Raw genomic sequence first — 21,531 nt, forward strand, 5'->3', positions numbered from 1 at the left:
TGTGCTCAGCGCTACTTTTTTCGCGTTTCGGCGCTGCCACCGCAGTCTCGACACCCCAGCGAACGGGCCCGACGGATTAACGGGCAAGACCACTAGCCAGCGTCGCGATTCGCTGACGCGGTCACGCCGGCGATGATGTCATCGACCGTGCGTTCCGCCAGCGCCTCGACCCGGCGGCGACCGGCGTGACGCAGTGGTCCGCGCAGGGCAAGCTCGGCGAATCCGTGCACCGCCGACCAGCAGGGCCATTCGGCGCCTTCGCGTCGCTCGGGGGACAGCATTCCCGCCTCCGACATCGCATCTAGCGCCTCGACCAACGCCACATACGGTGGCGCGCCGGCGGTCTCGCGGGTCGGGGAATCGGCTCCGAAAAAGGCCACGGTGAACCACCCCGGCTCGTCGAGTGCGAATTTGATGTAGCCGAGCCCGACCGCGCGGAGCCGATCGACCGCCTGCGGCCGGGTCGAGCCGCGCCGGCGCGTGAAGCTTTGCGTCCGCGCCGCTATCCGGTGCTGGATCTCGGTGGCGACAGCGCCGAGCAGGGCCTCGCGATCGGCGAAGTGGCGATAGGCGGCGTTGGGCGAAACCCCCACTCGCCGAGTCGCTTCCCGAAGGGTGAGCGCTTCGGGCCCTCCGGCTCGGGTGAGGTACAGCCCAGCGTCGATCAACGCGGTGCGCAGATCCCCATGGTGATAGCCGGTCTTCAAGGTGGCCACGCTTGATCCTTCTCGGGCTGAAAGTGTACGGTGTCCACATTGCCATGTTGACGCTGTGAACATCGAGATCGTAGGTGGCATCGCGAGCTCCGCAGCATTGCCGTCGGTTGTGGACGAGCGGGTGTGGCAGCGCGAACTGAACAGTTCAGCCACTCGTTCGCGTTGATCGATCTACTGCCGTACGGCCGCCAAGAAGAATGGCAGGACTCCCCGGACGGCTGGCCCCAGCGGCCGACTTACAGCGGGTGGGCCGGCTGCCAGGACATCGCGCGAGCCTGCGGCGCTGCCGCTGACGCCCACGACCGGCATCGCGCTGGCTCCGCCGCCGTCGGACGCCGGACCGGTGCAACCGACCAACACCGGTGTCACGTCGTCCACGAGCGACGTCGACGCCACCCATGCGGCGATGGCCGCACTCGGCGCCGACGTCGACGCGCAGGTGTCGCGAATGGGCGAGTCGGTCCCGCCGATGTTCTGGTTCCGCGACCCGAGCGGGCACACGCTGCTGGTCGTCGAGTCCTGAATCGCGGGTGAGCGGTCACTGCACGAAAACGGACGCCGACTGCAGGTGCGTGATCGCATCCCGCACGATGGACTCGATCAGTTCGGCGCACGACGGCAGATCCTCCAGGATGCCGGCCACCTGGCCCGAGGCCAGCACTCCCGCCTCGGTGTTGCCCTCGACCAGGCCGGCTTTGAGCAGCATCGGGGTGTTCGCCGCCATCAGCACCTGCGACCAGGTCAACTCTTTGTCGCGGCGCATGGCCAGGCCGTCGGTGATCATCGAGCGCCAGGTCATCTGCGACATCTGCTTGAACTTGGCGGCGTTCCGCACCGCGGCAACCAAACCACGTGCAGGGGAACCGCTTTCGAGCTTCTCGACCAGGGCGGTCCGCAAAACGCGGTGCGGCATGCCGTCGACGCGCGTGGTGACCACCGTGCCGTCCAGCGCGGCCTGCAGGTAGCGCCGCTTGACCGCGTCGGGCACGGTGGAGTCCGAGGTGAGCAGAAACCGCGTGCCCATCGCGACGCCGGCCGCGCCGTAGCTCAACGCGGCGGCCAGTCCGCGCCCGTCGAAGAAACCGCCCGCCGCGATCACCGGGATGCCGGTGCCCGCCACGGCGTCCAGCACCGAGGGCAGCAGCAGGGTCGTGGCGACCGGTCCGGTGTGCCCGCCGCCCTCGCCGCCCTGCACGATCATCGCGTCGGCACCCCATGCCGCGACCTTGCGCGCGTGTTTGGCCGCGCCGATCGACGGGATGACCACCACCCCGGCCTCTTTGAGCCGGGCCACCAGCTCCTGCTTGGGCGCCAGCGCGAACGACGCGACCTTGACGCCCTCGCGGATCATCAGCTCGATGCGGTCGGCGGCGTCGGCGGCGTCGGCGCGGATGTTCACCCCGAACGGCTTGTCGGTGGCGGCCTTGACCTTGCCGATGGCCGTCGCCAACTCGTCCAGCGTCATGGTGGCCGAGGCCAGGATGCCGAGGCCGCCCGCGTTGGCCGTGGCCGACACCAGCCTGGCGCCGGCGACCCAGCCCATTCCGGTCTGCACGACCGGATGCTCGACGCCGACCAGATCGGTCAGCGGCGTGCGCAGTCCGGTCATGCGCGTATCTCCCGGTCGCGCAGCGACTTCGGATCGATGACCTCGCGGATCAGCCCCAGCTCGTCGTCGGTCGGCGGCCGGGTCTCTCCGGCACCGTCGAGGCCGTGCACCTGAAACGAGGTGGCCTCCCGGACGTCATCGGGCGTCACGCCCGGGTGCAGGGACACCGCGCGCATGGTGTGCTCCGGTCCGCCGAAGTCGAACACCCCGAGGTTGGACACCACGCGATGGGGGTTGGCGAAACGAAATGCCGGGTTGGCCGGGTCGACCTTGTCCCAGCCGATGCCGCAGACGATGTCGACCGCGTCGCAGAACACCCGCTTGGAGTGATTGCCGACCCAGTAGCTGGTCGCGTGGTTGATCGCGTTGCCGGGCGCGCCGCGCACGCCGAACATCTGCCGGGTCGGACGCTGCAGCGGGCCGAACGCCGAAAGGTTCTGGTTGCCGAAGCGATCCACCTGGTTGGCGCCCATCACCACGTGCCGTCGTCCCCAGGCCAGGGTCTCGAAGACCCGGCCGAACGGCATCCAACCCTCGACGGGCCCGGTCCTGCCCAGCGCCGGGGTGTCGGCGAGCAGCTGCGCCTCGCCGTCGGTCAGCAGGATGTCGGGGGAGAAAGTCAGCCGCGCCAGACGCGCGCCCACCGACGCCATGGTGGTCATCGGGCTGACCATGATCTCGCCGGCGTCCCGGAACAACTCGGCGCACGCGATCGCGCACACCTCGGCGCGGGTGCTGCTCACTCGGACGCCTCCTCTGCGAATGCCCGGACCGCCGCCTGGTAGTCGTCCTCGCTGCCCGACAGGTAGGTCCGGACGAAACCGTGCCAGCCCTCCTCCGTCGAGGCCGCCTCGGCGTAGTGCCGCTGGAATTTCTCGTCGCGGCCGTAATCCGTTGCCGCGGTGGTGAAGTGGGCGCCACCGGGCGCCTCGACGACGGCGTCGACCATCATCCGGTTAACCAGCAGCGCTTGCGGGGGAACCGATTCGACGAGCTTCTGGGTCGAGACGAGGCGTTCCACCGACAGGTAGCGTCGCTCGGCGGCCATCAAGAAGAGGTCGTCGAAGTAGGGGTCGATGCCGGTGTAGGCGGCGTTGCCCCGGCTGTCACCGAGGTTGAGGTGGACGAACGCGGCGTCCAGTCGCAACGCCGGCATGGCGAGCAGCGTCTCCTGGCCGCCGCCGGGTGCCGGGTACGGGCTGGTCACGGTCCTCAGCTCGCCCTCCCAGAAGTCCAGAACCGAACTGCCCAGCCCGGCGCGGATCGGCAGGAACGGCAGCCGTTGCGCCGCCGCCTGCAGCCCACACCGCAGCATGCCTTCGTCCATCTCGCGGGCCTCGATCGCCCCGCTGGTGCGCGCCTTGGCGAACCAGGGGTCGTAGAAGGGCGGCGAGTCCAGCGACACGAAGCCGTAGTACACGCGCCGGACCTTGTCGGCCGAGCACAGCAGCCCCAGGTCGGGCCCGCCGTAGGTGACCACGCTCAGGTCCTTGACGTCGGTGCGCAGCAGGGCCCGCACGAACGCCATGGGCTTGCGCCGCGAGCCCCAGCCGCCGAGGCCGATGGTCATGCCGCTGCGCAGTTGCCCGACCGCCTCGTCCAGCGTCGTGGTCTTGTCGGTCACTCCGTCTTGCCCTTCGTCGTGCCGGCAAACGCGTCGCGGTGCTCGTCGGCGACCCCGGCGAGGTTGAGCTCGAACGTAAAGCCTTGCTCCATACGGTAACTCGAGTTGACCCGCTGCACGTCGATGAGGTTGAGCGCCTCCTTGGCCGCGCGGATGACGCGGGTGTCCTTGGCGGCGATGTCGCGGGCCACCCGCAACGCGGCCTCGTCGAGCTGTTCACGCGGCACCACCTCATGCACCGAGCCGAAGTGGTGCAGGGTTGCGGCGTCCACCGTGGCCGCGGTGAAGAACAGCCGCCGCATCATGTGCTGGGGCACCAGCCGCGACAGGTGCGTCGCCGCGCCCAGTGCGCCCCGTTCCACCTCGGGCAGCCCGAAGGTGGCGTCCTCGGAGGCCACGATCACGTCGGAGTTGCCGACCAGTCCGATCCCGCCGCCGACGCAGAATCCGTTCACCGCCGCGACGACCGGCACCGCGCATTCGTACACCGCGCGGAACGCTGCGAAACAGCCGCGGTTGGCATCGATCAGCGCGGTGAACCCTTTCGTGCGTTGCATCTCCTTGATATCCACGCCGGCGTTGAAGCCGCGGCCCTCCGCCCGCAGGATCACCACGTGGGCCTCAGGGCTGTCGCCGGCCGCCGTGATCGCGTCGGCAAGCTCGAACCAGCCGCGCGAAGGGATGGCGTTGACGGGCGGGAAGTCCACGGTGACCGCGACTATCCCCGGTTCGGTGGTGGTGGATGTGATCGGCATGGCGCTCCTGGGGGCGTGGCTACCTAAGCAAGCACTTGCTTGGTACGCTAGCACAGTGACCCGCGCCGAAGGAGGCCTCCCTGTCGGGGACGCCATCAGTCTGGGATTGGCCGGTCGGGTCGTCCTGGTCACCGGCGGCGTTCGAGGGGTGGGCCTGGGGGTCAGCGCCGTTTTCGCCCGGCAGGGCGCGACCGTCGTCACCTGCGCGCGCCGCGCCGCCGAGGGTCTGCCCTATGAGTTTCACTCGTGCGACGTCCGCGACGACGACGCGGTGCGGGCATTGATCGACTCCATTGTCGATCGGCACGGCAGGCTCGATGTGGTGGTCAACAACGCCGGGGGTTCGCCGTACGTGCTGACCGCGGATTCCAGCGCAAATTTCAACCGCAAGATCATCGAGCTCAATCTGATTGGTGCGCTGTATGTTTCGCAGTACGCCAACGACAAGATGCAGGGCCAGGAGCGCGGCGGATCGATCGTCAACATCTGCAGTCTCAGTGGCCGGCGGCCGTCGCCCGGGACCGCGGCCTACGGTGCGGCCAAGGCCGGCCTGGAAAGTCTGACGCAGACACTGGCGGTGGAGTGGGGGCCCAAGGTCCGGGTGAACGCCTGCGTGGTCGGCATGGTGGAGACCGAACAGTCGGAACTGTTCTACGGTGATGCCGAGTCGATCGCCGCGATTTCGAAGCACGTGCCCCTGGGCCGTTTGGCCAAGCCGGATGACATCGGTTGGGCCGCGGCGTTTTTGGCGTCGGACGCGGCGTCCTACATCAGCGGCGCCTCGCTGGAGGTGCACGGCGGCGGCGAACCGCCGCACTATCTCGCCACCACCAACGCCAGCGCAGTCAAGTAGAGGAGGCACGGACAATGGGAGTGGTCGACGGCCGCGTCGTCATCGTCACCGGAGCCGGCGGGGGTATCGGGCGCGCGCACGCGCTGGCCTTCGCGGCCGAGGGCGCGCGGGTGGTGGTCAACGACATCGGAGTGGGCCTGGACGGTTCGCCGGCCGGCGGCGGCAGCGTCGCGCAGGGCGTCGTCGACGAAATCACCTCGGCCGGTGGGGAAGCCGTCGTCAACGGGTCCAACATAGCCGACTGGGGCCAGGCGGCGGGACTCGTGCGGGCGGCCGTCGAGACCTTCGGCGGCCTGCACGTCGTGGTCAACAACGCCGGCATCGTGCGCGACCGGATGATGGCCAACACCAGCGAAGAGGAGTTCGACGCCGTCATCGCGGTGCACCTCAAGGGACACTTCGCCATGATGCGGCACGCGGCGTCGTACTGGCGCGGGCTGTCCAAGGAAGGCAAGGCGGTCGACGCGCGGATCGTCAACACCAGCTCCGGTGCGGGCCTGCAGGGCAGCGTCGGGCAGGGCAACTACAGCGCCGCCAAGGCCGGCATCGCGGCGATGACGCTCGTCGGCGCCGCCGAGATGGGCCGCTACGGCGTGACGGTCAACGCGATCGCGCCGTCGGCGCGCACCCGAATGACCGAGACGGTGTTCGCCGAGATGATGGCAACCCAGGACCAGGATTTCGACGCCATGGCACCGGAGAACGTCTCGCCGCTGGTGGTCTGGCTGGGCAGCGCCGAGTCGCGCGACGTCACCGGCAAGGTCTTCGAGGTCGAGGGCGGCAAGATCCGTGTCGCCGAGGGCTGGGCGCACGGCCCGCAGATCGACAAAGGAGGCGCCAAGTGGGATCCTGCCGAATTGGGCCCCGTCGTCGCCGACCTGCTGGCCAAGGCGCGCCCGCCGGTCCCAGTCTACGGGGCATAGCGGGCCGCGGTACTCGCCGAACGTGAACTAGCGGCGAGGATTTCGTCGTTTTTTCGCCGTGGTTTCACGCTCGACGCGCGGAGGGAAACGCTCAGGGGTCGCAGATGACGATGGGGATCACCCGATCCGTCCACGACCGGTAGTCGGCGAACGACGGGTACATGGCTTCCAGCTTCGGCCAGTATTCTGCGCGCTCCTCCTCGGTGGCATCGCGCGCCTGCAACTGCAACACCTCATCCTTGATCTGCACGAAGACTTGGGGATTCGCCTTGAGATTGAGGTACCACAGTGGATGCTTGTCGCTGCCGCCCTTCGATGCGACCAACACCACGCGATCCCTCTCGCGCAGGTACAGCAGCGGGCTCACCCGCGGTTCACCGGTCTTGCGGCCCGTCGTGGTGAGCAGCGCGACCGGAGCCTTGCCGAAAGTGCCGCCGAGCTTTCCGTTGCTGCGACGGTAGATCCACGCGTTGCCCTTGGCCATGTACTTGATGAGCAGGCCGACCCAGGGTGAGTTCAACGAGCGTGGCTTCTCTTTCGGCATGGTGTTCCTAGCGCTGGACGAATGGATGAAAGCGGACCTTGATGTGCTGGATTTCCGCCGTGCCACTGGGGCTTTCGACGGGAATCACGAAGGTCTCGTTGACTCGCGCCGCCACCCGTCGCCCGCCCAACGTCACCTTGGTCAACACGTCGTAGAACGCGCGAACCTCGTCGCCGTCGATGCGGTAGTCCGGCGGTGTGGTGTCGGCGATGATCCGGAACTGGGGGCCGCGGTTGAGGGCGCGCCGCATGTGGCGCCCGGAGAACCCGTTCTTGATGCCCTGCTCGACGCGGGTGCAGCCCTTCGCAAACGGAACAGCGTCGGCGTTGTGGCTGGTTAGCGCATCGATGTATGCCGCGCGCCGCGGCGATGCGACTCTCTTCGGGAACGAGCACCGCTCGGGCTAGATGCGCTCGATGATGGTGCCGGTGGACAGCGCACCGCCGGCGCACATGGTGATCAGGGCGGTGCTCTGGTCGGTGCGCTCCAGTTCGTGCAGTGCGGTGGTGATCAGCCGGCTGCCGGTGCAGCCGACCGGGTGGCCCAACGCGATCGCGCCGCCGTTGACGTTGACCCGGGCCATGTCGGGCTCGTGCACCCGCGCCCACGACAACACCACCGAGGCGAACGCCTCGTTGATCTCGACGATGTCGATGTCGCCCATCTTCATCCCGGCCTTCTCCAGCACCTTCGCCGTCGACTGCACCGGGCCGTCGAGGTGGTAGTAGGGCTCCGCGCCCACCAACGCCTGGCTGACGATCCGGGCCCGCGGCCGCAGGCCGAGCGCCTTGGCCTTGTCCTCGTCCATCCACAGGACAGCCGCCGCACCATCGGAGATCTGCGACGACGTTCCCGCCGTGTGGATCCCGTCCTCGAGGACCGGCTTGAGCGAGCCCAGCCCCGACAGCGTGGTGTCGCGCAGGCCCTGGTCGCGGGAGATGGTCACCCGCTCCGACGTGGGTTGCTTGTTCTCGTCGAGCGCGGGCGCCACGATCGGGGAGATCTCGCGATCGAACCGGCCCTGCTCCCAGGCCTGCTTGGCCTTGGCCTGGGATTCGAAACCGAACTGGTCGATGTCTTCGCGGGTGATGCCACGGCGCTTGGCGATTCGCTCGGCCGCGGTGAACTGGTCGGGCAGGTCGATGTCCCACGACTCGGGCCGCAGGATGGTGCGGTCGGACCCGGCGTTGGCACCCAGCCCGACGCGGCTCATCGCCTCGACCCCGCACGCGACGCCGATGTCGATGGCGCCGACCGCGATCAGCCCGGCGATCAGGTGGTTGGCCTGCTGGCTGCTGCCGCACTGGCAGTCCACGGTGGTGGCGCCGACGTGCTCCGGCAGCCCGGCACCCAGCCAGCTGACCCGGGTGATGTTGTTCGACTGCTCGCCGTACTGCGTCACGCAGCCGCCGATGACCTGTTCGACGTCGCCGGCTTGAAAACCAGACGAGACGCCGGCCTTCTGTACCACTGCCTTCTGCACCGCGCCCAGCAGCTCGGTGGCGTGCAGTCCTGACAGCCATCCGGCGCGCTTCCCGATGGGGCTGCGGGTGGCTTCGACGATTACCGGGTTACCCATGGAGCCAGGCTAGAACACGTTTCATTACTATGACAAGCAACGATGCTGCGGCGCCTTTTTTCTGCGGTGGAGGCGTGTTTTACTGGCAACAGAGCTCCACTAGGAGAGCTAGTGCCCCGGATCGCCAGCCGCAGGAACAGCATGTGCACGAGCAGTGAGGAGAAACAGCGTGCCCAGCCCCAATCTTCCACCCGGGTTCGACTTTCTCGATCCGGACAGAAATCTCAAAGGACTGCCGGTCGCCGAGTTGGCCGAGTTGCGCAAATCCCAGCCGATCTACTGGCTGGACGTTCCGGGCGGGACCGGGGGCTTCGGCGACAAGGGCTACTGGGTCATCACCAAGCACCGGGACGTCAAGGAGATCTCGCTGCGCAGCGACATCTTCTCCAGCCAGCAGGACTGTGCCATCCCGGTCTGGCCTCAGGAGATGACACGCGAGCAGATCGACCTGCAGCGACTCGTCATGCTCAACATGGACGCCCCGCACCACACCCGGTTGCGCAAGATCATCTCCCGTGGCTTCACCCCGCGCGCCATCGGCCGCCTGCGCGACGAGTTGGACGGCCGCGCACAGAACATCGCCAAGACGGCCGCGGCGGCGGGCTCGGGAGACTTCGTCGAGCAGGTCTCGTGCGAGCTGCCGCTGCAAGCGATCGCCGGTCTGCTGGGTGTCCCCCAGGAGGACCGCGACAAGATCTTCCGCTGGTCCAACGAGATGACCGGCAACCAGGATCCCGAGTTCGCCCACGTCGACCCGGCGACGTCGTCGGCCGAGATCATCGCGTACGCCATGAAGATGGCCGAGGAGCGGGGCGCAAACCCCGGCGACGACATCGTCACCAAGCTGATCCAGGCCGACATCGAGGGTGAGAAGCTCTCCGACGACGAGTTCGGGTTCTTCGTCATGATGCTCGCGGTTGCCGGCAACGAGACCACGCGGAACTCCATCACACACGGCATGATCGCGTTCTCGCAGAACCCGGAGCAGTGGGAGCTGTTCAAGAGGGAACGGCCCGAGACCGCGCCCGACGAGATCGTGCGCTGGGCGACCCCGGTCACCGCGTTCCAGCGCACCGCCCTGGAGGACTACGAGCTGTCCGGGGTGCAGATCAAGGAAGGCCAGCGGGTGGTGATGTTCTACCGGTCGGCCAACTTCGACGAAGAGGTTTTCCGGGATCCTTTGAGCTTCGACATCCTTCGGAACCCCAATCCGCACGTCGGTTTCGGTGGCACCGGCGCGCACTACTGCGTCGGCGCGAACCTGGCCAAGATGACGATCAGCCTGATCTTCAACGCAGTCGCCGACCACATGCCGGACCTGAAGCCGATTGCCGAACCCGAGCGGCTGCGCTCTGGCTGGCTCAACGGCATCAAACACTGGCAGGTCGACTACACGGGTCAGTGCCCGGTGAGCCACTGATGGACTTCGATCCCACCGCGACGCAGCAGGCTGTCGCCGACGTGGTCACATCCGTTCTGGAACGGGACCTTTCGTGGAAGGCCTTGGTCGACGGGGGTGTGCCGGCGCTTCCGGTGCCCGAACGTCTGGGCGGCGACGGTGTAGGTCTGCCCGAGGTCGCCACGGTGCTGACCGAAGTGGGCCGCCGCGGCGCCGTCACGCCGGCGCCGGCGACGCTGGGCCTTGGCGTGGTGCCGCTGCTCGACCTGGCTTCAGAGGAGCAGCAGGACCGCTTTCTGGGTGCGGTGGCCGAGGGCGGCGTGCTGACGGCCGCGCTCAACGAGCCCGGCGCTGCGCTGCCGGACCGGCCCGGCGTCACCCTGGCGGGCGGGCGGCTGTCGGGCACCAAAGTCGCTGTGCCGTATGCCGAGCAGGCCGATTGGATGGTCGTGACGGCCGACGCCGGGGTCGCGGTGGTATCGCCGCAGTCCGACGGTGTCGGGTTGGTGCGCAGCCCGACGTCGAGTGGTTCGGACGAGTACACGGTCACGTTCACCGACGTTGCGGTAGAGAGCTCCGGGGTGCTGGCGAACGCGGGTGCGCCCCGGGTCAACCAGCTCGCGCTAGCGATGATCGGCGCCTACGCCGACGGGTTGGTGGCCGGGGCGCTGCGCCTCACCGCGGATTACGTGGCCAACCGCAAGCAGTTCGGCAAGCCGCTGTCCACCTTCCAGACCGTGGCGGCGCAGCTCTCCGAGGTCTACATCGTCTCGCGCACCATCGATTTGGTCGCGAAATCGGCCGTGTGGCGGCTGTCGGAGGGCCGGGACGCCGATGACGACCTGGACGTCCTGGGCTATTGGATCACCTCGCAGGCACCGCCGATGATGCAGACCTGTCACCACCTTCACGGCGGCATGGGCATGGACATCACCTATCCGATGCACCGGTACTACTCCGCGATCAAGGACCTGACCCGTCTGCTGGGCGGGCCATCTCATCGCCTCGAACTGGTGGCGATCGCAGGCGCGGCGACGCCGGGCGCTGCGCATCGCCACCGAGACAACCCGAGCGGAGCGCAATGTTCATCGATCTGACCCCGGAGCAGCGCCAGCTGCAAGCCGAGCTGCGGCACTACTTCTCGAACCTCATCTCCTCCGACGAGATGAAGGCGATGGAGCAGGACCGGCACAACGAGGCGTACCGTGCGGTGATCCGCCGGATGGGCCGCGACGGCAAGCTGGGGGTCGGGTGGCCGAAGGAGTACGGCGGCCTGGGCTTCGGCCCGATCGAGCAGTCGATCTTCGTCAACGAGGCGCACCGCGCCGACGTGCCGCTGCCCGCGGTGACGTTGCAGACGGTCGGCCCGACCCTGCAACAGTTCGGCACCGAGGCGCAGAAGAAAAAGTTCCTCCCGGCGATCCTGGCCGGAGAGGTGCACTTCGCGATCGGCTACAGCGAACCAGAGGCGGGGACCGACCTGGCATCGCTGCGGACCACCGCCGTACGCCAGGGCGACGAATACATCGTGAACGGCCAGAAGATGTGGACCACCGGTGGCCACGACGCCGACTACATCTGGCTGGCCTGCCGCACGGATCCGGAAGCGGTCAAGCACAAGGGCATTTCGATCCTGATCGTCGACACGAAGGATCCCGGTTTTTCGTGGACCCCGGTCATCCTGTCCGACGGTGCCCACCACACCAACGCCACGTACTACAACGACGTGCGGGTGCCCGCCGACATGCTGGTCGGCGAGGAGAACGGCGGGTGGCAGCTGATCACCACCCAGCTCAACAACGAGCGGGTGATGCTGGGCCCGGCGGGACGTACCGCCGGCATCTACGATCGGGTGCACGCGTGGGCGTCCAAGCCCGGCAGCGACGGCGTCACGCCGATCGACCACGCGGACGTCAAACGCGCGCTCGGTGAGATCTACTCGGTCTGGCGGGTCAACGAACTGCTCAACTGGCAGGTGGCGGCCGCCGGTGAGGACATCAACGTGGCCGATGCCGCGTCGACGAAAGTCTTCGGCACCGAACGTATTCAGTACGTCGGCCGGCTCGCTGAAGAGATCGTCGGCAAATACGGCAACCCGGCCGACCCGGAGACCGCCGAGCTACTCGGCTGGCTCGACTCCCAGGCAAAGCGCAACCTGGTGATCACCTTCGGTGGAGGAGTGAACGAAGTCATGCGAGAGATGATCGCGGCCGCCGGCCTCAAGGTGCCGAGGGTGCCCAGATGACCGACATCCACGAAGCCGTTGCCGAGATCAAGGCGGCCGGCGCCCCCAAGCCCCGCGTCGGGCGCGACCCGGTGAACCAGCCGATGGTCAACAACTGGGTGGAGGCAATCGGCGACCGCAACCCCATCTACGTCGACGAGGCCGCGGCCCGGGCGGCCGGCCACCCGGGAATCGTCGCCCCCCCGGCCATGATTCAGGTGTGGACGATGTTCGGACTGGGCGGTGAGCGCCCCAGGGACGATCCGCTGGGGCCCATCATGGCTCTCTTCGACGACGCCGGGTATGTCGGCGTCGTCGCCACGAACTGCGAGCAGACCTATCACCGTTATCTGCGGCCCGGTGAGCAGATCGCCATCACCTCCGAGATGGGTGAGGTGGTGGGGCCCAAGCAGACTGCGCTGGGCGAGGGTTTCTTCGTCAACCAGCACATCATCTGGCGGGCAGGCGACGAGGACGTCGCCGAGATGAACTGGCGCATAATGAAGTTCAGGCCGCGCGAGGAGTCGGCCGCGTCGTCCGCGGTTCCGGAAGACCTCGACCCCGACGCCATGATGCGCCCCTCGTCCTCGCGCGACACCGCCTTCTTCTGGGAGGGCGTCAAGGCGCACGAGCTGCGGATCCAGCGGCGACCGGACGGGAGCCTGCAGCACCCGCCGGTGCCGGCAGTGTGGCAGGACAAGTTCCAGCCCATCGACTACGCGGTGGCCAGCGGTCGCGGCACGGTGTTCAGCTTCGTCGTGCATCACGCGCCGAAGGTCCCGGGCCGCACGCTGCCGTTCGTCATCGCGTTGGTGGAACTCGAGGAAGGCGTGCGCATGCTGGGCGAGTTGCGTGGGGTGGACCCCGCGAAGGTGAAGATCGGCATGCCGGTGTGCGCACAGTATATTGATTTCCCCGCCGGTGCCACCGGGCCGGAGTGGACGCTTTATGCCTGGGAGCCCGTGGGGGCCGGAGCATGAGCGCACCCGCGATCGAGGTGGGCACGACGCTGCCCGAACTCAATCTCTACGGCGACCCGACGTTCATCATCTCCACGGCGCTGGCCACGCGGGATTTTCAGGACGTGCACCACGACCGCGACAAGGCGCAGGCCAAGGGGTCCAAGGACATCTTCGTCAACATCCTCACCGACACCGGTCTGGTGCAGCGCTACGTCACCGACTGGGCCGGTCCGTCGGCGCTGATCAAGTCGATCGGGCTACGGCTGGGGGTTCCGTGGTATGCCTACGACACGGTGACGTTCTCCGGTGAGGTGACCGCGATCGAAGACGGTCTGATCACCGTGAAGGTGTCTGGCCGCAACAGCCTTGGCGATCATGTCATCGCAACGGTGACGCTGACGATGGGGGATGCGTGATGTCCCCAGCAAGCGGGAGGTACCCCCTGTCGGGTAAAGCGGCGATTGCCGGTATCGGCGCCACCGACTTCTCGAAGAACTCGGGGCGCAGCGAGCTGAGGCTGGCGGCCGAGGCGGTGCTGGACGCGCTGGACGATGCCGGTCTTTCACCGTCGGACGTCGACGGGCTGACCACCTTCACGATGGACACCAACAACGAGACCGCGGTAGCGCGTGCCGTCGGCATCGGTGACTTGAAGTTCTTCTCCCAGATCGGTTATGGCGGCGGCGCCGCGTGCGCCACCGTCCAGCAGGCAGCGATCGCCGTCGCGACCGGGGTCGCCGATGTCGTGGTCGCGTACCGCGCGTTCAACGAGCGTTCGGGCATGCGTTTCGGGCAGGTGCAGACTCGTCTGGTGGGAGATTCTGGGGCGCAGGCGGATTCGACGGCGGCGGACAATTCGTTCTCCTATCCCCACGGGCTGTCGACGCCGGCCGCTCAGGTGGCGATGATCGCCCAGCGCTACATGCACTCCTCGGGTGCCACCAGCCGCGACTTCGGCGCGATCTCGGTGGCCGATCGCAAGCACGCCGCCAAGAACCCGAAGGCCTACTTCTATGAGAAGCCGATAACGATTGAGGAACATCAGAATTCGCGGTGGATCGCCGAGCCGTTGCGGTTGCTGGACTGCTGTCAGGAGACCGACGGGGCCGTGGCGATCGTGGTGACGTCGGTGGAGCGCGCACGTGACCTCAAGCAGCGGGCGGCGGTGATCGAGGCGGCGTCGCAGGGCTCCAGCCCGGACCAGTACACGATGGTCAGCTACTACCGCCCCGAACTCGGTCTGCCCGAGATGGGCGTCGTGGGCCGGCAGCTGTGGCAGCAGTCCGGGCTCAAACCGTCGGACATCCAGACCGCGGTCATCTACGACCACTTCACGCCCTTCACCCTGATCCAGTTGGAGGAGTTGGGTTTCTGCGGCAAGGGCGAAGCCAAGGATTTCATCGCCGATGGCGCGATAGAGGTGGGCGGCCGGCTGCCCATCAATACGCACGGGGGCCAGCTCGGCGAGGCATACATCCACGGCATGAACGGGATAGCCGAGGGAGTGCGGCAATTACGCGGGACGTCGGTCAACCCGGTACCCGACGTCGAGCACGTGCTCGTCACCGCGGGGACGGGCGTGCCGACGTCGGGCCTGATTTTGGGCTAGGTGGCTTGGTCCGCCCCCGATCGTGACGGTGGAGTCACGCTTGGGCCCGAATGGGCCTGCACCGTCACGGTGAAGTGACGCACTCGCTGCGCCGTGGGACGCTGCCGCGATGGCCGAACCCTTCCTCGGCAGCGAGGCAGTTACTGCCGGAATCGCGACGCATAGCCAGTTGCGGCGGCGCTACACGCGGGTGTTCCGTGATGTGTACGTCAACGAAGGTACGGAAATGACTCCGGCGCTGCGCGCACACGCGGCCTGGCTCTGGTCGAGGCGTCGCGGGACCATCGCGGGCTTTTCGGCTGCGGCGCTGCACGGCAGCAAGTGGATCGAGGCGACCCGTGCGGTGGACATCATTCACGACAACCGGCACCCGGCGCCGGGCCTGCAGATCTGGGGCGACCGGATCGCGAACGACGAGATCGAAAAGATCCACGGCGTTCCGGTCACGACCGGAGTGCGCACCGCCCTCGACCTGGCTTGCTGGTATCCGCTGACGACGTCGGTGGCGGCTCTCGACGCGCTGGCCCGCGTGACTGAGCTCAAGCCCGTCGATGTCGAACCACTCCTGTCCAGATATCGCGGGCGTCGCGGCATCGAGAGTGCTCGCGTCGCGCTCGACCTCGTCGATGCCGGCGCGCAATCGCCGAAGGAGACCTGGCTCCGTCTGGTGCTCGTGCGAGCCGGGCTTCCGCGGCCGCGGACACAGATTCCCGTGTGCGACGAGTTCGGCGACGTCATCGCATATCTCGACATGGGTTGGGATGACATCAAGGTCGGCGTCGAGTACGACGGCGAGCAACATCGGAGGGATCGCGGGCAGTACAGCTGGGACGTACGCAGACTGGAGAGGGTCGAGCGACATGGTTGGATCCTGGTTCGGGTGCTCGCCGGAGACCGGCCGGCCGAGATAGTTCGGCGCGTGCGCGGAGCACGGGCCCGCCGAATGTGACATTGCAGTCACGGCCGGACACGAATGCGACTGCAGCGTCACGCTCGGCCGGGGGGGCGAGCCCTACGCGAGGATCAGCTCGACGCCGGAGAGCACGACGGCGTTGTCGCGGGAGGGCGCGACAACACTGGCGGCCACGCGGCCGTCTTCCTTCCAGATGGCGACGTTGAGCGTCTCGCCGGGGAAGGCCACACCGGCAAACCGTGCGCCGTAGGCCGCCACCGCGCCGGTGTCACCGTCGAGCAGGGCGTCGGCGATCGTCTTGCAGGTCATGCCATAAGTGCACAGGCCGTGCAGGATGGGCCGCGGAAACCCTGCGGCCACAGCGAATTCCGGATCGGAGTGCAGCGGGTTGCGGTCGCCGCAGAGCCGGTACAGCAGCGCCTGCTGGGGCAGGATCGGCATCGCGACCTCGAGATCGGGTGCCCGGTCGGTCGCTCCGGCCGCACCCGACGGTCCGCGTGAACCGCCGAATCCGCCCTCGCCGCGGGCGAAGATGGACCGCTTCTGCATCCACAACAGCGTGCCGTCCGGCGAACTGACCTTGGTCTCGCTCCAGATCACCGCGGCCTTGCCCTTGTCCCAGATGTCGGTGAGCCGGGTCACGGCGCGCGCCGAACCCGACGGCGCTAGTGGCGCGGGTACTTGCACCCGCTCGCTGGCGTGCAGCACCCTGCTCAGCTCGATGTCGATGCCGGGGAACCGCACGCTTGGCGGGGCGGTCATGTGGAACGTGGCCGCGACATTGCCGAACGTCGGCAGCACCTGCGGCGTGTCGTCCACCAGGTAGCGCAGCTCGCGAGGGTCCACAGGGTCGGTGCCGGCGCCCAGGGCGAGGTGGTAAAGCTGCACATCGCTACTGGTCCAGGAGAATTCGACAGGTGCGAGCTCGGCGTTCAGCGCGACGTCAACGTCGATGGGCATGTCAGCCTTCCTTCGCGAGATGCAGGGCAGCCAGGTACCCGAAGGTCATGGCCGGGCCGATGGTGCCCCCCGGACCAGGATAGGTGTGTCCCATCACCGGCGCGCTGACATTGCCTGCGGCGTAAAGCCCTCCGATGATGGTGCCGTCGTCGCGCAGCGCGCGGCCGTGGACGTCGGTGCGGATCCCGCCCTTGGTTCCCAGGTCGCCGGGGACCATCTTGGCGGCGTAGAACGGCGGGTGGCTGATCTCGCCAAGGTTGGGGTTGGGCTTGTTGGTCGGGTCGCCGTAGTACCTGTCGTAGGCGCTCTCCCCGCGGTGGAAGTCGGCGTCCGCGCCTGAGCGCGCGAAGCCGTTGAAGCGTTCCACCGTGGCGTCGAGGGCGGCTGCGGGCAGGCCGGCCTTCTCGGCCAACTCCTCGAGGGTGTCCGCCGCGACGATCACGCCGGAATCCAGCCACTTGCGCGGAATACGGTGTCCGGGCTGCAGTCCCGCGAAAATATACCGGTTCCGGTACTGCTGGTCGAACACCAGCCACGCGGGAATGTTCTCACCGGGGCCGGGCCCCTGCCCGAACTCCCCGCCGTACATGCGGTGGCAGGCTTCGACGTAGGGCATCGATTCGTTCATGAACCGCTTGCCCGACATGTTGACGATGATCGAACCCGGCGAGTTGCGCTCCGACAGCGCGAACCACGGTGCGCCGACCAGCGGCACGGTCGGCCCCCACCAGGCGTCTTCCATCAAATCCAATGCTGCCCCGAGTTTTTCGCCCGACACAATGCCGTCTCCGGTGTTGGCCTGGGCGCCGACAGTCCACTCGGTGCTGATGGGCGCGCGCTGGTATTTGATCCGCATTTGTTCGTTGTGCTCGAATCCGCCGCAGGCCAGGATCACGCCGCGCCGGGCCCGGATCAGCCGGGCTTCGGCCGTTTCGGGTGCGTCAGCGTCGCGCACGTAGATGCCGCGCACCATGCCGTCTTCGACGCAGAGGTCGGTGAGCGCGGTGTTCAACTCGATCGGCACGCCGGCCTGGCGAAGCCCGATCCGCAGGGGGCCGATCAGCGCCCGCCCCATTCCGACCAGGTTTTTCCCGGTCGCCCTCGCCCACATCGTGCGCGCTCCGACCTTGATGCTGCGCAGCACACCACGCGGGTGGCGTTTCAGCTGATTCAGTCGCACGTAGTCCTGCTGCATCACGACGACGTTCAGCGGTACCTTGCCGTAAGCCGGCTCCAGCCCGGCCATGTCGGCGCCGAGATTGCGGGCATCGAACGGCTTGGGTTCGATCGAACGCCCACCCGCGCGTCCACCCGGCGCTTCGGGGTAATAGTCGGAATATCCCGGCACCCAACACATCTTCAGTGGCGTGTGCTTCAGCACGAAAGAGAGCATTTCGGGTCCGCGGTCGAGGTAGGCGTCGATCCGCTCGGGCTCGACACCGCTGGTCGATTTGTCGCCGACGATCCCGTGCAGGTAGGTGCGAGCCGCCTCGGGGGTATCGCGCACGCCGCAGCGCTGCAGGACCTCGTTGTTGGGGATCCATACACCTCCTCCTGAGCGTGCGGTGGAGCCGCCGAAGTGAGAAGCCTTTTCGACGACTACCGTCGACAGGCCCTGGTGCGCGGCAGTGAGGGCGGCTACCATTCCGGCTCCGCCGCTTCCGACCACGACGACGTCGAACTCCTGCGCTGTCATGTAGAACACGTTATAGAATTGCCCGGGCTGGGCGCTACCGGCCCGGTCAAACGAACGAGGGGACTTCGGTAAATGCTCAGTGCTACGACGCGCGAGGAGTTGTCTGCGAGGTTGTGGCGCGCTGAGTTGGATCGTGAGTCGATTGCGCCGTTGACGGTGTCGCATCCGGAGATGGATGTGGTGGATGCCTATGAGATTCAGTTGATCAACATCGGTCGGCGGGTCGCAGCGGGTGCCCGGGTGGTGGGGCACAAGGTGGGGCTGTCGTCGCCTGCGATGCAGCAGATGATGGGTGTTGACGAGCCGGACTACGGGCATCTGCTCGATGAGATGCAGGTCTTCGAGGACACTGCGGTCAAGGCCGGGAACTACCTGTATCCGCGGGTTGAGGTGGAGGTGGGTTTCATCCTGGCAGCCGACCTGCCGGGGGCCGGCTGCACCGAGGACGACGTGCTGGGGGCCACCGAGGCTCTGGTCCCGTCGATCGAGTTGATCGACACCCGTATCACCGACTGGAAGATCGCGCTGTGCGACACGATCGCCGACAACGCCTCGTCGGCGGGTTTCGTGCTGGGCGCGGCGCGGGTAGCGCCGGGCGAACTCGACGTCACGGCGATCGACGCGGTGCTGACCCGCAACGGCGAGGTGGTCGCCGAGGGCCGCAGCGATGTGGTGCTGGGAAACCCGGTGACCGCGGTGGCGTGGCTGGCCCGCAAGGTGGAAAGCTTTGGGGTGCGGCTGCGCAAAGGTGACGTCGTGTTGCCCGGGTCGTGCACGCGAGCGATCGACGCGGGTGCCGGTGACGAGTTCGTCGCCGAGTTCACCGGCCTGGGTGCGGTCCGGTTGTCGTTCGAATAGGAGCGTTGAGGTGTCGTCTAAAGCGGGTGTGGCCTTGAAAGTGGCGATTGTCGGGTCGGGCAACATCAGCACTGATCTGCTCTACAAGCTGCTGCGGTCGGACTGGCTGGAACCGCGCTGGATGGTAGGTATCGACCCGGCCAGCGAGGGCCTGGCCCGGGCCCGCAAGCTGGGGCTGGAGACCACCCATGAGGGGGTGGACTGGCTTTTGGCGCAGTCGGAGAAGCCCGACCTGGTGTTCGAGGCGACCAGCGCCTACGTGCATCGGGCGGCCGCGCCCCGCTATGCCGAGGCCGGGATCCGGGCCATCGATTTGACTCCGGCTGCGGTCGGTCCGGCGGTGATCCCGCCCGTGAATCTGCGCCAGCATCTGGGCGCGCCGAACGTCAACATGATCACCTGCGGGGGGCAGGCGACGATCCCGATCGTCTACGCGGTCTCGCGTGCGGTCGCCGAGCAGGGCGGGGTGCCCTACGCCGAGATCGTGGCGTCGGTGGCCTCGGTGTCGGCGGGGCCGGGCACCCGGGCCAACATCGACGAGTTCACCAAGACCACCAGCAGGGGTGTGCAGAGCATCGGCGGTGCCGCGCGGGGTAAGGCGATCATCATCTTGAACCCCGCGGACCCGCCGATGATCATGCGCGACACCATCTTTTGCGCCATCCCCGAAGACGCCGACCGTGACGCGATCGCCGCATCGATCCACGACATGGTCACCGAGGTGGCGACCTATGTGCCCGGCTACCGGCTGCTCAACGAGCCGCAGTTCGACGACCCCTCGCTCAACTCCGGCGGTCAGGCCCTGGTCACCACGTTCGTCGAGGTGGAAGGTGCCGGGGACTATCTGCCGCCTTATGCCGGCAACCTCGACATCATGACCGCGGCGGCCACCAAGGTCGGCGAACAGATCGCCCAACAATCCCTGGCGGCGACGGCTGCGGGGACGGCGGGAGGAACACAGCCATGAGCAGCGACATCTTCTTCGACCCCATCTGGGACGTGCGGATGACCGACACGTCGCTGCGCGACGGCTCCCACCACAAACGCCACCAGTTCACCAAAGAAGAAGTCGGTGCCATCGTGGCGGCGCTGGACGCCGCGGGGGTGCCGGTGATCGAGGTGACCCACGGCGACGGGCTGGGCGGGTCGAGCCTGAACTACGGCTTGTCCAAGACCCCCGAACAGGAACTGATCAAACTGGCCGCCCAGACGGCCACCGAGGCCAAGATCGCGTTTTTGATGCTGCCCGGGGTGGGCACCACAGACGACATCAAAGAAGCCCAGGAAAACGGCGGGTCCATCTGCCGCATCGCCACCCACTGCACCGAGGCCGACGTGTCGATCCAGCACTTCGGGTTCGCCCGCGACCTGGGCCTGGAAACCGTCGGGTTTTTGATGATGGCCCACACCATCACCCCGGAAAAGCTGGCCGCCCAGGCCCGCATCATGGCCGACGCGGGCTGCCAGTGCGTCTACGTCGTCGATTCGGCGGGCGCCCTGGTCCTCGAAGGGGTGCGCGACCGGGTCGCCGCGCTGGTCGCCGAACTCGGCGACGACGCCCAGGTCGGCTTCCACGGCCATGAAAACCTCGGCCTGGGGGTTGCCAACTCCGTAGAGGCCGTGCGCGCGGGCGCCAAACAAATCGACGGGTCGTGTCGCCGCTTCGGAGCCGGGGCGGGCAACGCCCCCGTGGAAGCCCTGATCGGAGTGTTCGACAAAATCGGCGTCAAAACCGGCATCGATTTCTTCGACATCGCCGACGCCGCCGAAGACGTGGTACGCCCGGCCATGCCCGCCGAATGCGTCCTGGACCGCAACGCCCTGATCATGGGCTACTCCGGGGTCTACTCCAGCTTCCTCAAACACGCCGTCCGCCAATCCGAACGCTACGGAGTGCCCGCCCAGCAACTCCTGCACCGCGCCGGCCAACGCAAACTCATCGGCGGCCAGGAAGACCAACTGATCGACATCGCTCTGGAGATCAAACGCGAGCAAGAAAACGGGGCTGTTGCCTCGCCTTGACGTAGCCACCAGTTTGCTCGTGTGATCCAGCCCACTGGCGCGAGTTGTCCGCGTATACCGGAAAACGGGTGATTTCACGCCCGGGTTGGCCTAGCTTTGTAGTGGTGACCGCCAGCCGTCATTAGGGGAATCCGATGAGTTTCATGACGTTGCCGCCGGAGATCAATTCTCTGCTGATGTACTCCGGTGCGGGGTCGGCTCCGATGCTGCAGGCCGCGGCGGCATGGAACGGGCTGGCCAGCGAGTTGGCCTCGGCCGCGCAGTCCTTTGCGTCGGTGACGTCGA

The 21,531-nt window shown here is 67.4% G+C and carries 23 protein-coding genes and 2 pseudogenes; 15 read left to right on the forward strand and 10 right to left on the reverse strand.

What is annotated here, in order from left to right; all coding sequences use genetic code 11:
• Positions 1–92: 92 nt before the first annotated feature.
• Positions 93–716, reverse strand: a complete 624-nt coding sequence (locus tag ACOJVU_RS14775; RefSeq protein WP_421530461.1) for a TetR/AcrR family transcriptional regulator — start codon at positions 714–716, stop codon at positions 93–95.
• Between the two features lie 135 nt (positions 717–851).
• Between ACOJVU_RS14775 and ACOJVU_RS14780 the strand changes: the two are divergent.
• Positions 852–998 (forward strand): annotated as a pseudogene (locus ACOJVU_RS14780) (DUF899 domain-containing protein); the annotation flags it as partial.
• 31 nt (positions 999–1,029) lie between these two features.
• Positions 1,030–1,239: a VOC family protein gene (locus ACOJVU_RS14785; RefSeq protein ID WP_421530481.1), complete on the forward strand. Its 210-nt coding sequence runs from the start codon at positions 1,030–1,032 to the stop codon at positions 1,237–1,239.
• A 15-nt stretch (positions 1,240–1,254) separates the two neighbouring features.
• Here the strand turns inward: ACOJVU_RS14785 and ipdC are convergent, their stop codons facing one another.
• Genes ipdC through echA20 form a run of 4 tightly spaced genes read right to left on the reverse strand, consistent with a single transcriptional unit; the run spans position 1,255 to position 4,704 of the window.
• On the reverse strand, positions 1,255–2,325 hold the full coding sequence (gene ipdC, locus ACOJVU_RS14790) for a (3aS,4S,5R,7aS)-5-hydroxy-7a-methyl-1-oxo-octahydro-1H-indene-4-carboxyl-CoA dehydrogenase (protein ID WP_421530462.1): 1,071 nt from the start codon (positions 2,323–2,325) through the stop codon (positions 1,255–1,257).
• Positions 2,322–3,068, reverse strand: coding sequence for a cholesterol ring-cleaving hydrolase subunit IpdB (gene ipdB, locus ACOJVU_RS14795; protein WP_421530463.1), 747 nt, complete (start codon positions 3,066–3,068; stop codon positions 2,322–2,324). The genes ipdC and ipdB overlap by 4 nt, the downstream gene beginning before the upstream one ends.
• A complete protein-coding gene (gene ipdA / locus ACOJVU_RS14800; protein WP_421530464.1) occupies positions 3,065–3,949 on the reverse strand; it encodes a cholesterol ring-cleaving hydrolase subunit IpdA in 885 nt (294 codons plus the stop codon). The genes ipdB and ipdA overlap by 4 nt, the downstream gene beginning before the upstream one ends.
• Positions 3,946–4,704, reverse strand: coding sequence for a (7aS)-7a-methyl-1,5-dioxo-2,3,5,6,7,7a-hexahydro-1H-indene-carboxyl-CoA hydrolase (echA20, locus tag ACOJVU_RS14805; protein ID WP_421530465.1), 759 nt, complete (start codon positions 4,702–4,704; stop codon positions 3,946–3,948). Before echA20 ends, ipdA begins: the two co-directional genes overlap by 4 nt.
• Positions 4,705–4,798: 94 nt before the next feature.
• Between echA20 and ACOJVU_RS14810 the strand changes: the two genes are divergently transcribed.
• The gene (locus ACOJVU_RS14810) at positions 4,799–5,557 is read left to right on the forward strand and encodes an SDR family oxidoreductase (protein ID WP_421530482.1); all 759 of its coding nucleotides are present in this window, start codon (positions 4,799–4,801) and stop codon (positions 5,555–5,557) included.
• Positions 5,558–5,571: 14 nt separating this feature from the next.
• A complete protein-coding gene (locus ACOJVU_RS14815) occupies positions 5,572–6,480 on the forward strand; it encodes an SDR family oxidoreductase (protein ID WP_421530466.1) in 909 nt (302 codons plus the stop codon).
• A gap of 91 nt (positions 6,481–6,571) precedes the next feature.
• On the opposite strand, the gene ACOJVU_RS14820 is transcribed toward ACOJVU_RS14815, so the two are convergent.
• From ACOJVU_RS14820 to ACOJVU_RS14830, 3 genes and pseudogenes are all read right to left on the reverse strand, one after another.
• Positions 6,572–7,024, reverse strand: a complete 453-nt coding sequence (locus tag ACOJVU_RS14820; protein WP_421530467.1) for a nitroreductase family deazaflavin-dependent oxidoreductase — start codon at positions 7,022–7,024, stop codon at positions 6,572–6,574.
• Between the two features lie 7 nt (positions 7,025–7,031).
• Positions 7,032–7,419, reverse strand: a pseudogene (locus ACOJVU_RS14825) (hypothetical protein).
• 8 nt (positions 7,420–7,427) lie between these two features.
• Entirely contained in the window at positions 7,428–8,603 is a 1,176-nt protein-coding gene (locus tag ACOJVU_RS14830) for a steroid 3-ketoacyl-CoA thiolase (RefSeq protein ID WP_421530468.1), read from the reverse strand.
• A 169-nt stretch (positions 8,604–8,772) separates the two neighbouring features.
• Between ACOJVU_RS14830 and ACOJVU_RS14835 the strand changes: the two genes are divergently transcribed.
• The 7 genes from ACOJVU_RS14835 (at position 8,773) to ACOJVU_RS14865 (ending at position 15,746) form a co-directional block, all read left to right on the forward strand.
• Complete coding sequence (locus tag ACOJVU_RS14835; protein WP_421530469.1) at positions 8,773–10,023, forward strand: cytochrome P450; 1,251 nt, start codon at positions 8,773–8,775, stop codon at positions 10,021–10,023.
• Entirely contained in the window at positions 10,023–11,099 is a 1,077-nt protein-coding gene (locus ACOJVU_RS14840) for an acyl-CoA dehydrogenase family protein (protein ID WP_421530470.1), read from the forward strand. The genes ACOJVU_RS14835 and ACOJVU_RS14840 overlap by 1 nt, the downstream gene beginning before the upstream one ends.
• A complete protein-coding gene (fadE29, locus tag ACOJVU_RS14845; RefSeq protein WP_421530471.1) occupies positions 11,084–12,247 on the forward strand; it encodes an acyl-CoA dehydrogenase FadE29 in 1,164 nt (387 codons plus the stop codon). Before ACOJVU_RS14840 ends, fadE29 begins: the two co-directional genes overlap by 16 nt.
• Complete coding sequence (locus ACOJVU_RS14850) at positions 12,244–13,206, forward strand: bifunctional MaoC family dehydratase N-terminal/OB-fold nucleic acid binding domain-containing protein (RefSeq protein WP_421530472.1); 963 nt, start codon at positions 12,244–12,246, stop codon at positions 13,204–13,206. The genes fadE29 and ACOJVU_RS14850 overlap by 4 nt, the downstream gene beginning before the upstream one ends.
• On the forward strand, positions 13,203–13,604 hold the full coding sequence (locus ACOJVU_RS14855; RefSeq protein ID WP_421530473.1) for a MaoC family dehydratase: 402 nt from the start codon (positions 13,203–13,205) through the stop codon (positions 13,602–13,604). Before ACOJVU_RS14850 ends, ACOJVU_RS14855 begins: the two co-directional genes overlap by 4 nt.
• Positions 13,604–14,797, forward strand: coding sequence for a lipid-transfer protein (locus ACOJVU_RS14860; RefSeq protein WP_421530474.1), 1,194 nt, complete (start codon positions 13,604–13,606; stop codon positions 14,795–14,797). Before ACOJVU_RS14855 ends, ACOJVU_RS14860 begins: the two co-directional genes overlap by 1 nt.
• Positions 14,798–14,906: 109 nt before the next feature.
• Positions 14,907–15,746, forward strand: coding sequence for a hypothetical protein (locus ACOJVU_RS14865; protein WP_421530475.1), 840 nt, complete (start codon positions 14,907–14,909; stop codon positions 15,744–15,746).
• 63 nt (positions 15,747–15,809) lie between these two features.
• On the opposite strand, the gene ACOJVU_RS14870 is transcribed toward ACOJVU_RS14865, so the two are convergent.
• A complete protein-coding gene (locus ACOJVU_RS14870) occupies positions 15,810–16,670 on the reverse strand; it encodes a MaoC/PaaZ C-terminal domain-containing protein (RefSeq protein ID WP_421530476.1) in 861 nt (286 codons plus the stop codon).
• 1 nt (position 16,671) lies between these two features.
• The gene (gene kstD, locus ACOJVU_RS14875; RefSeq protein ID WP_421530477.1) at positions 16,672–18,366 is read right to left on the reverse strand and encodes a 3-oxosteroid 1-dehydrogenase; all 1,695 of its coding nucleotides are present in this window, start codon (positions 18,364–18,366) and stop codon (positions 16,672–16,674) included.
• Between the two features lie 72 nt (positions 18,367–18,438).
• Between kstD and ACOJVU_RS14880 the strand changes: the two genes are divergently transcribed.
• The 4 genes from ACOJVU_RS14880 to ACOJVU_RS14895 all read left to right on the forward strand — a co-directional run.
• Positions 18,439–19,224, forward strand: coding sequence for a 2-keto-4-pentenoate hydratase (locus ACOJVU_RS14880; RefSeq protein WP_421530478.1), 786 nt, complete (start codon positions 18,439–18,441; stop codon positions 19,222–19,224).
• Positions 19,225–19,234: 10 nt separating this feature from the next.
• Positions 19,235–20,191: an acetaldehyde dehydrogenase (acetylating) gene (locus tag ACOJVU_RS14885; protein WP_421530479.1), complete on the forward strand. Its 957-nt coding sequence runs from the start codon at positions 19,235–19,237 to the stop codon at positions 20,189–20,191.
• The gene (gene dmpG, locus ACOJVU_RS14890) at positions 20,188–21,246 is read left to right on the forward strand and encodes a 4-hydroxy-2-oxovalerate aldolase (RefSeq protein WP_421530480.1); all 1,059 of its coding nucleotides are present in this window, start codon (positions 20,188–20,190) and stop codon (positions 21,244–21,246) included. The genes ACOJVU_RS14885 and dmpG overlap by 4 nt, the downstream gene beginning before the upstream one ends.
• Before the next feature lie 134 nt (positions 21,247–21,380).
• Positions 21,381–21,531: PPE domain-containing protein (locus ACOJVU_RS14895; protein ID WP_421530483.1), on the forward strand; the 151-nt coding region annotated here is incomplete at its 3' end.

It is taken from the genome of Mycobacterium sp. THU-M104 (genome assembly GCF_049197365.1).
Lineage (GTDB): Bacteria > Actinomycetota > Actinomycetes > Mycobacteriales > Mycobacteriaceae > Mycobacterium.

Coding starts and splice junctions, on each gene's coding strand:
- ipdC (WP_421530462.1), bottom strand. CDS start 2,325: ATGACCGGACTGCGCACGCCGCTGACCGATCTGGTCGGCGTCGAGCAT.
- echA20 (WP_421530465.1), bottom strand. CDS start 4,704: ATGCCGATCACATCCACCACCACCGAACCGGGGATAGTCGCGGTCACC.
- ACOJVU_RS14815 (WP_421530466.1), top strand. CDS start 5,572: ATGGGAGTGGTCGACGGCCGCGTCGTCATCGTCACCGGAGCCGGCGGG.
- ACOJVU_RS14820 (WP_421530467.1), bottom strand. CDS start 7,024: ATGCCGAAAGAGAAGCCACGCTCGTTGAACTCACCCTGGGTCGGCCTG.
- ACOJVU_RS14830 (WP_421530468.1), bottom strand. CDS start 8,603: ATGGGTAACCCGGTAATCGTCGAAGCCACCCGCAGCCCCATCGGGAAG.
- ACOJVU_RS14840 (WP_421530470.1), top strand. CDS start 10,023: ATGGACTTCGATCCCACCGCGACGCAGCAGGCTGTCGCCGACGTGGTC.
- fadE29 (WP_421530471.1), top strand. CDS start 11,084: ATGTTCATCGATCTGACCCCGGAGCAGCGCCAGCTGCAAGCCGAGCTG.
- ACOJVU_RS14850 (WP_421530472.1), top strand. CDS start 12,244: ATGACCGACATCCACGAAGCCGTTGCCGAGATCAAGGCGGCCGGCGCC.
- ACOJVU_RS14855 (WP_421530473.1), top strand. CDS start 13,203: ATGAGCGCACCCGCGATCGAGGTGGGCACGACGCTGCCCGAACTCAAT.
- ACOJVU_RS14860 (WP_421530474.1), top strand. CDS start 13,604: ATGTCCCCAGCAAGCGGGAGGTACCCCCTGTCGGGTAAAGCGGCGATT.
- ACOJVU_RS14865 (WP_421530475.1), top strand. CDS start 14,907: ATGGCCGAACCCTTCCTCGGCAGCGAGGCAGTTACTGCCGGAATCGCG.
- ACOJVU_RS14870 (WP_421530476.1), bottom strand. CDS start 16,670: ATGCCCATCGACGTTGACGTCGCGCTGAACGCCGAGCTCGCACCTGTC.
- kstD (WP_421530477.1), bottom strand. CDS start 18,366: ATGACAGCGCAGGAGTTCGACGTCGTCGTGGTCGGAAGCGGCGGAGCC.
- ACOJVU_RS14880 (WP_421530478.1), top strand. CDS start 18,439: ATGCTCAGTGCTACGACGCGCGAGGAGTTGTCTGCGAGGTTGTGGCGC.
- dmpG (WP_421530480.1), top strand. CDS start 20,188: ATGAGCAGCGACATCTTCTTCGACCCCATCTGGGACGTGCGGATGACC.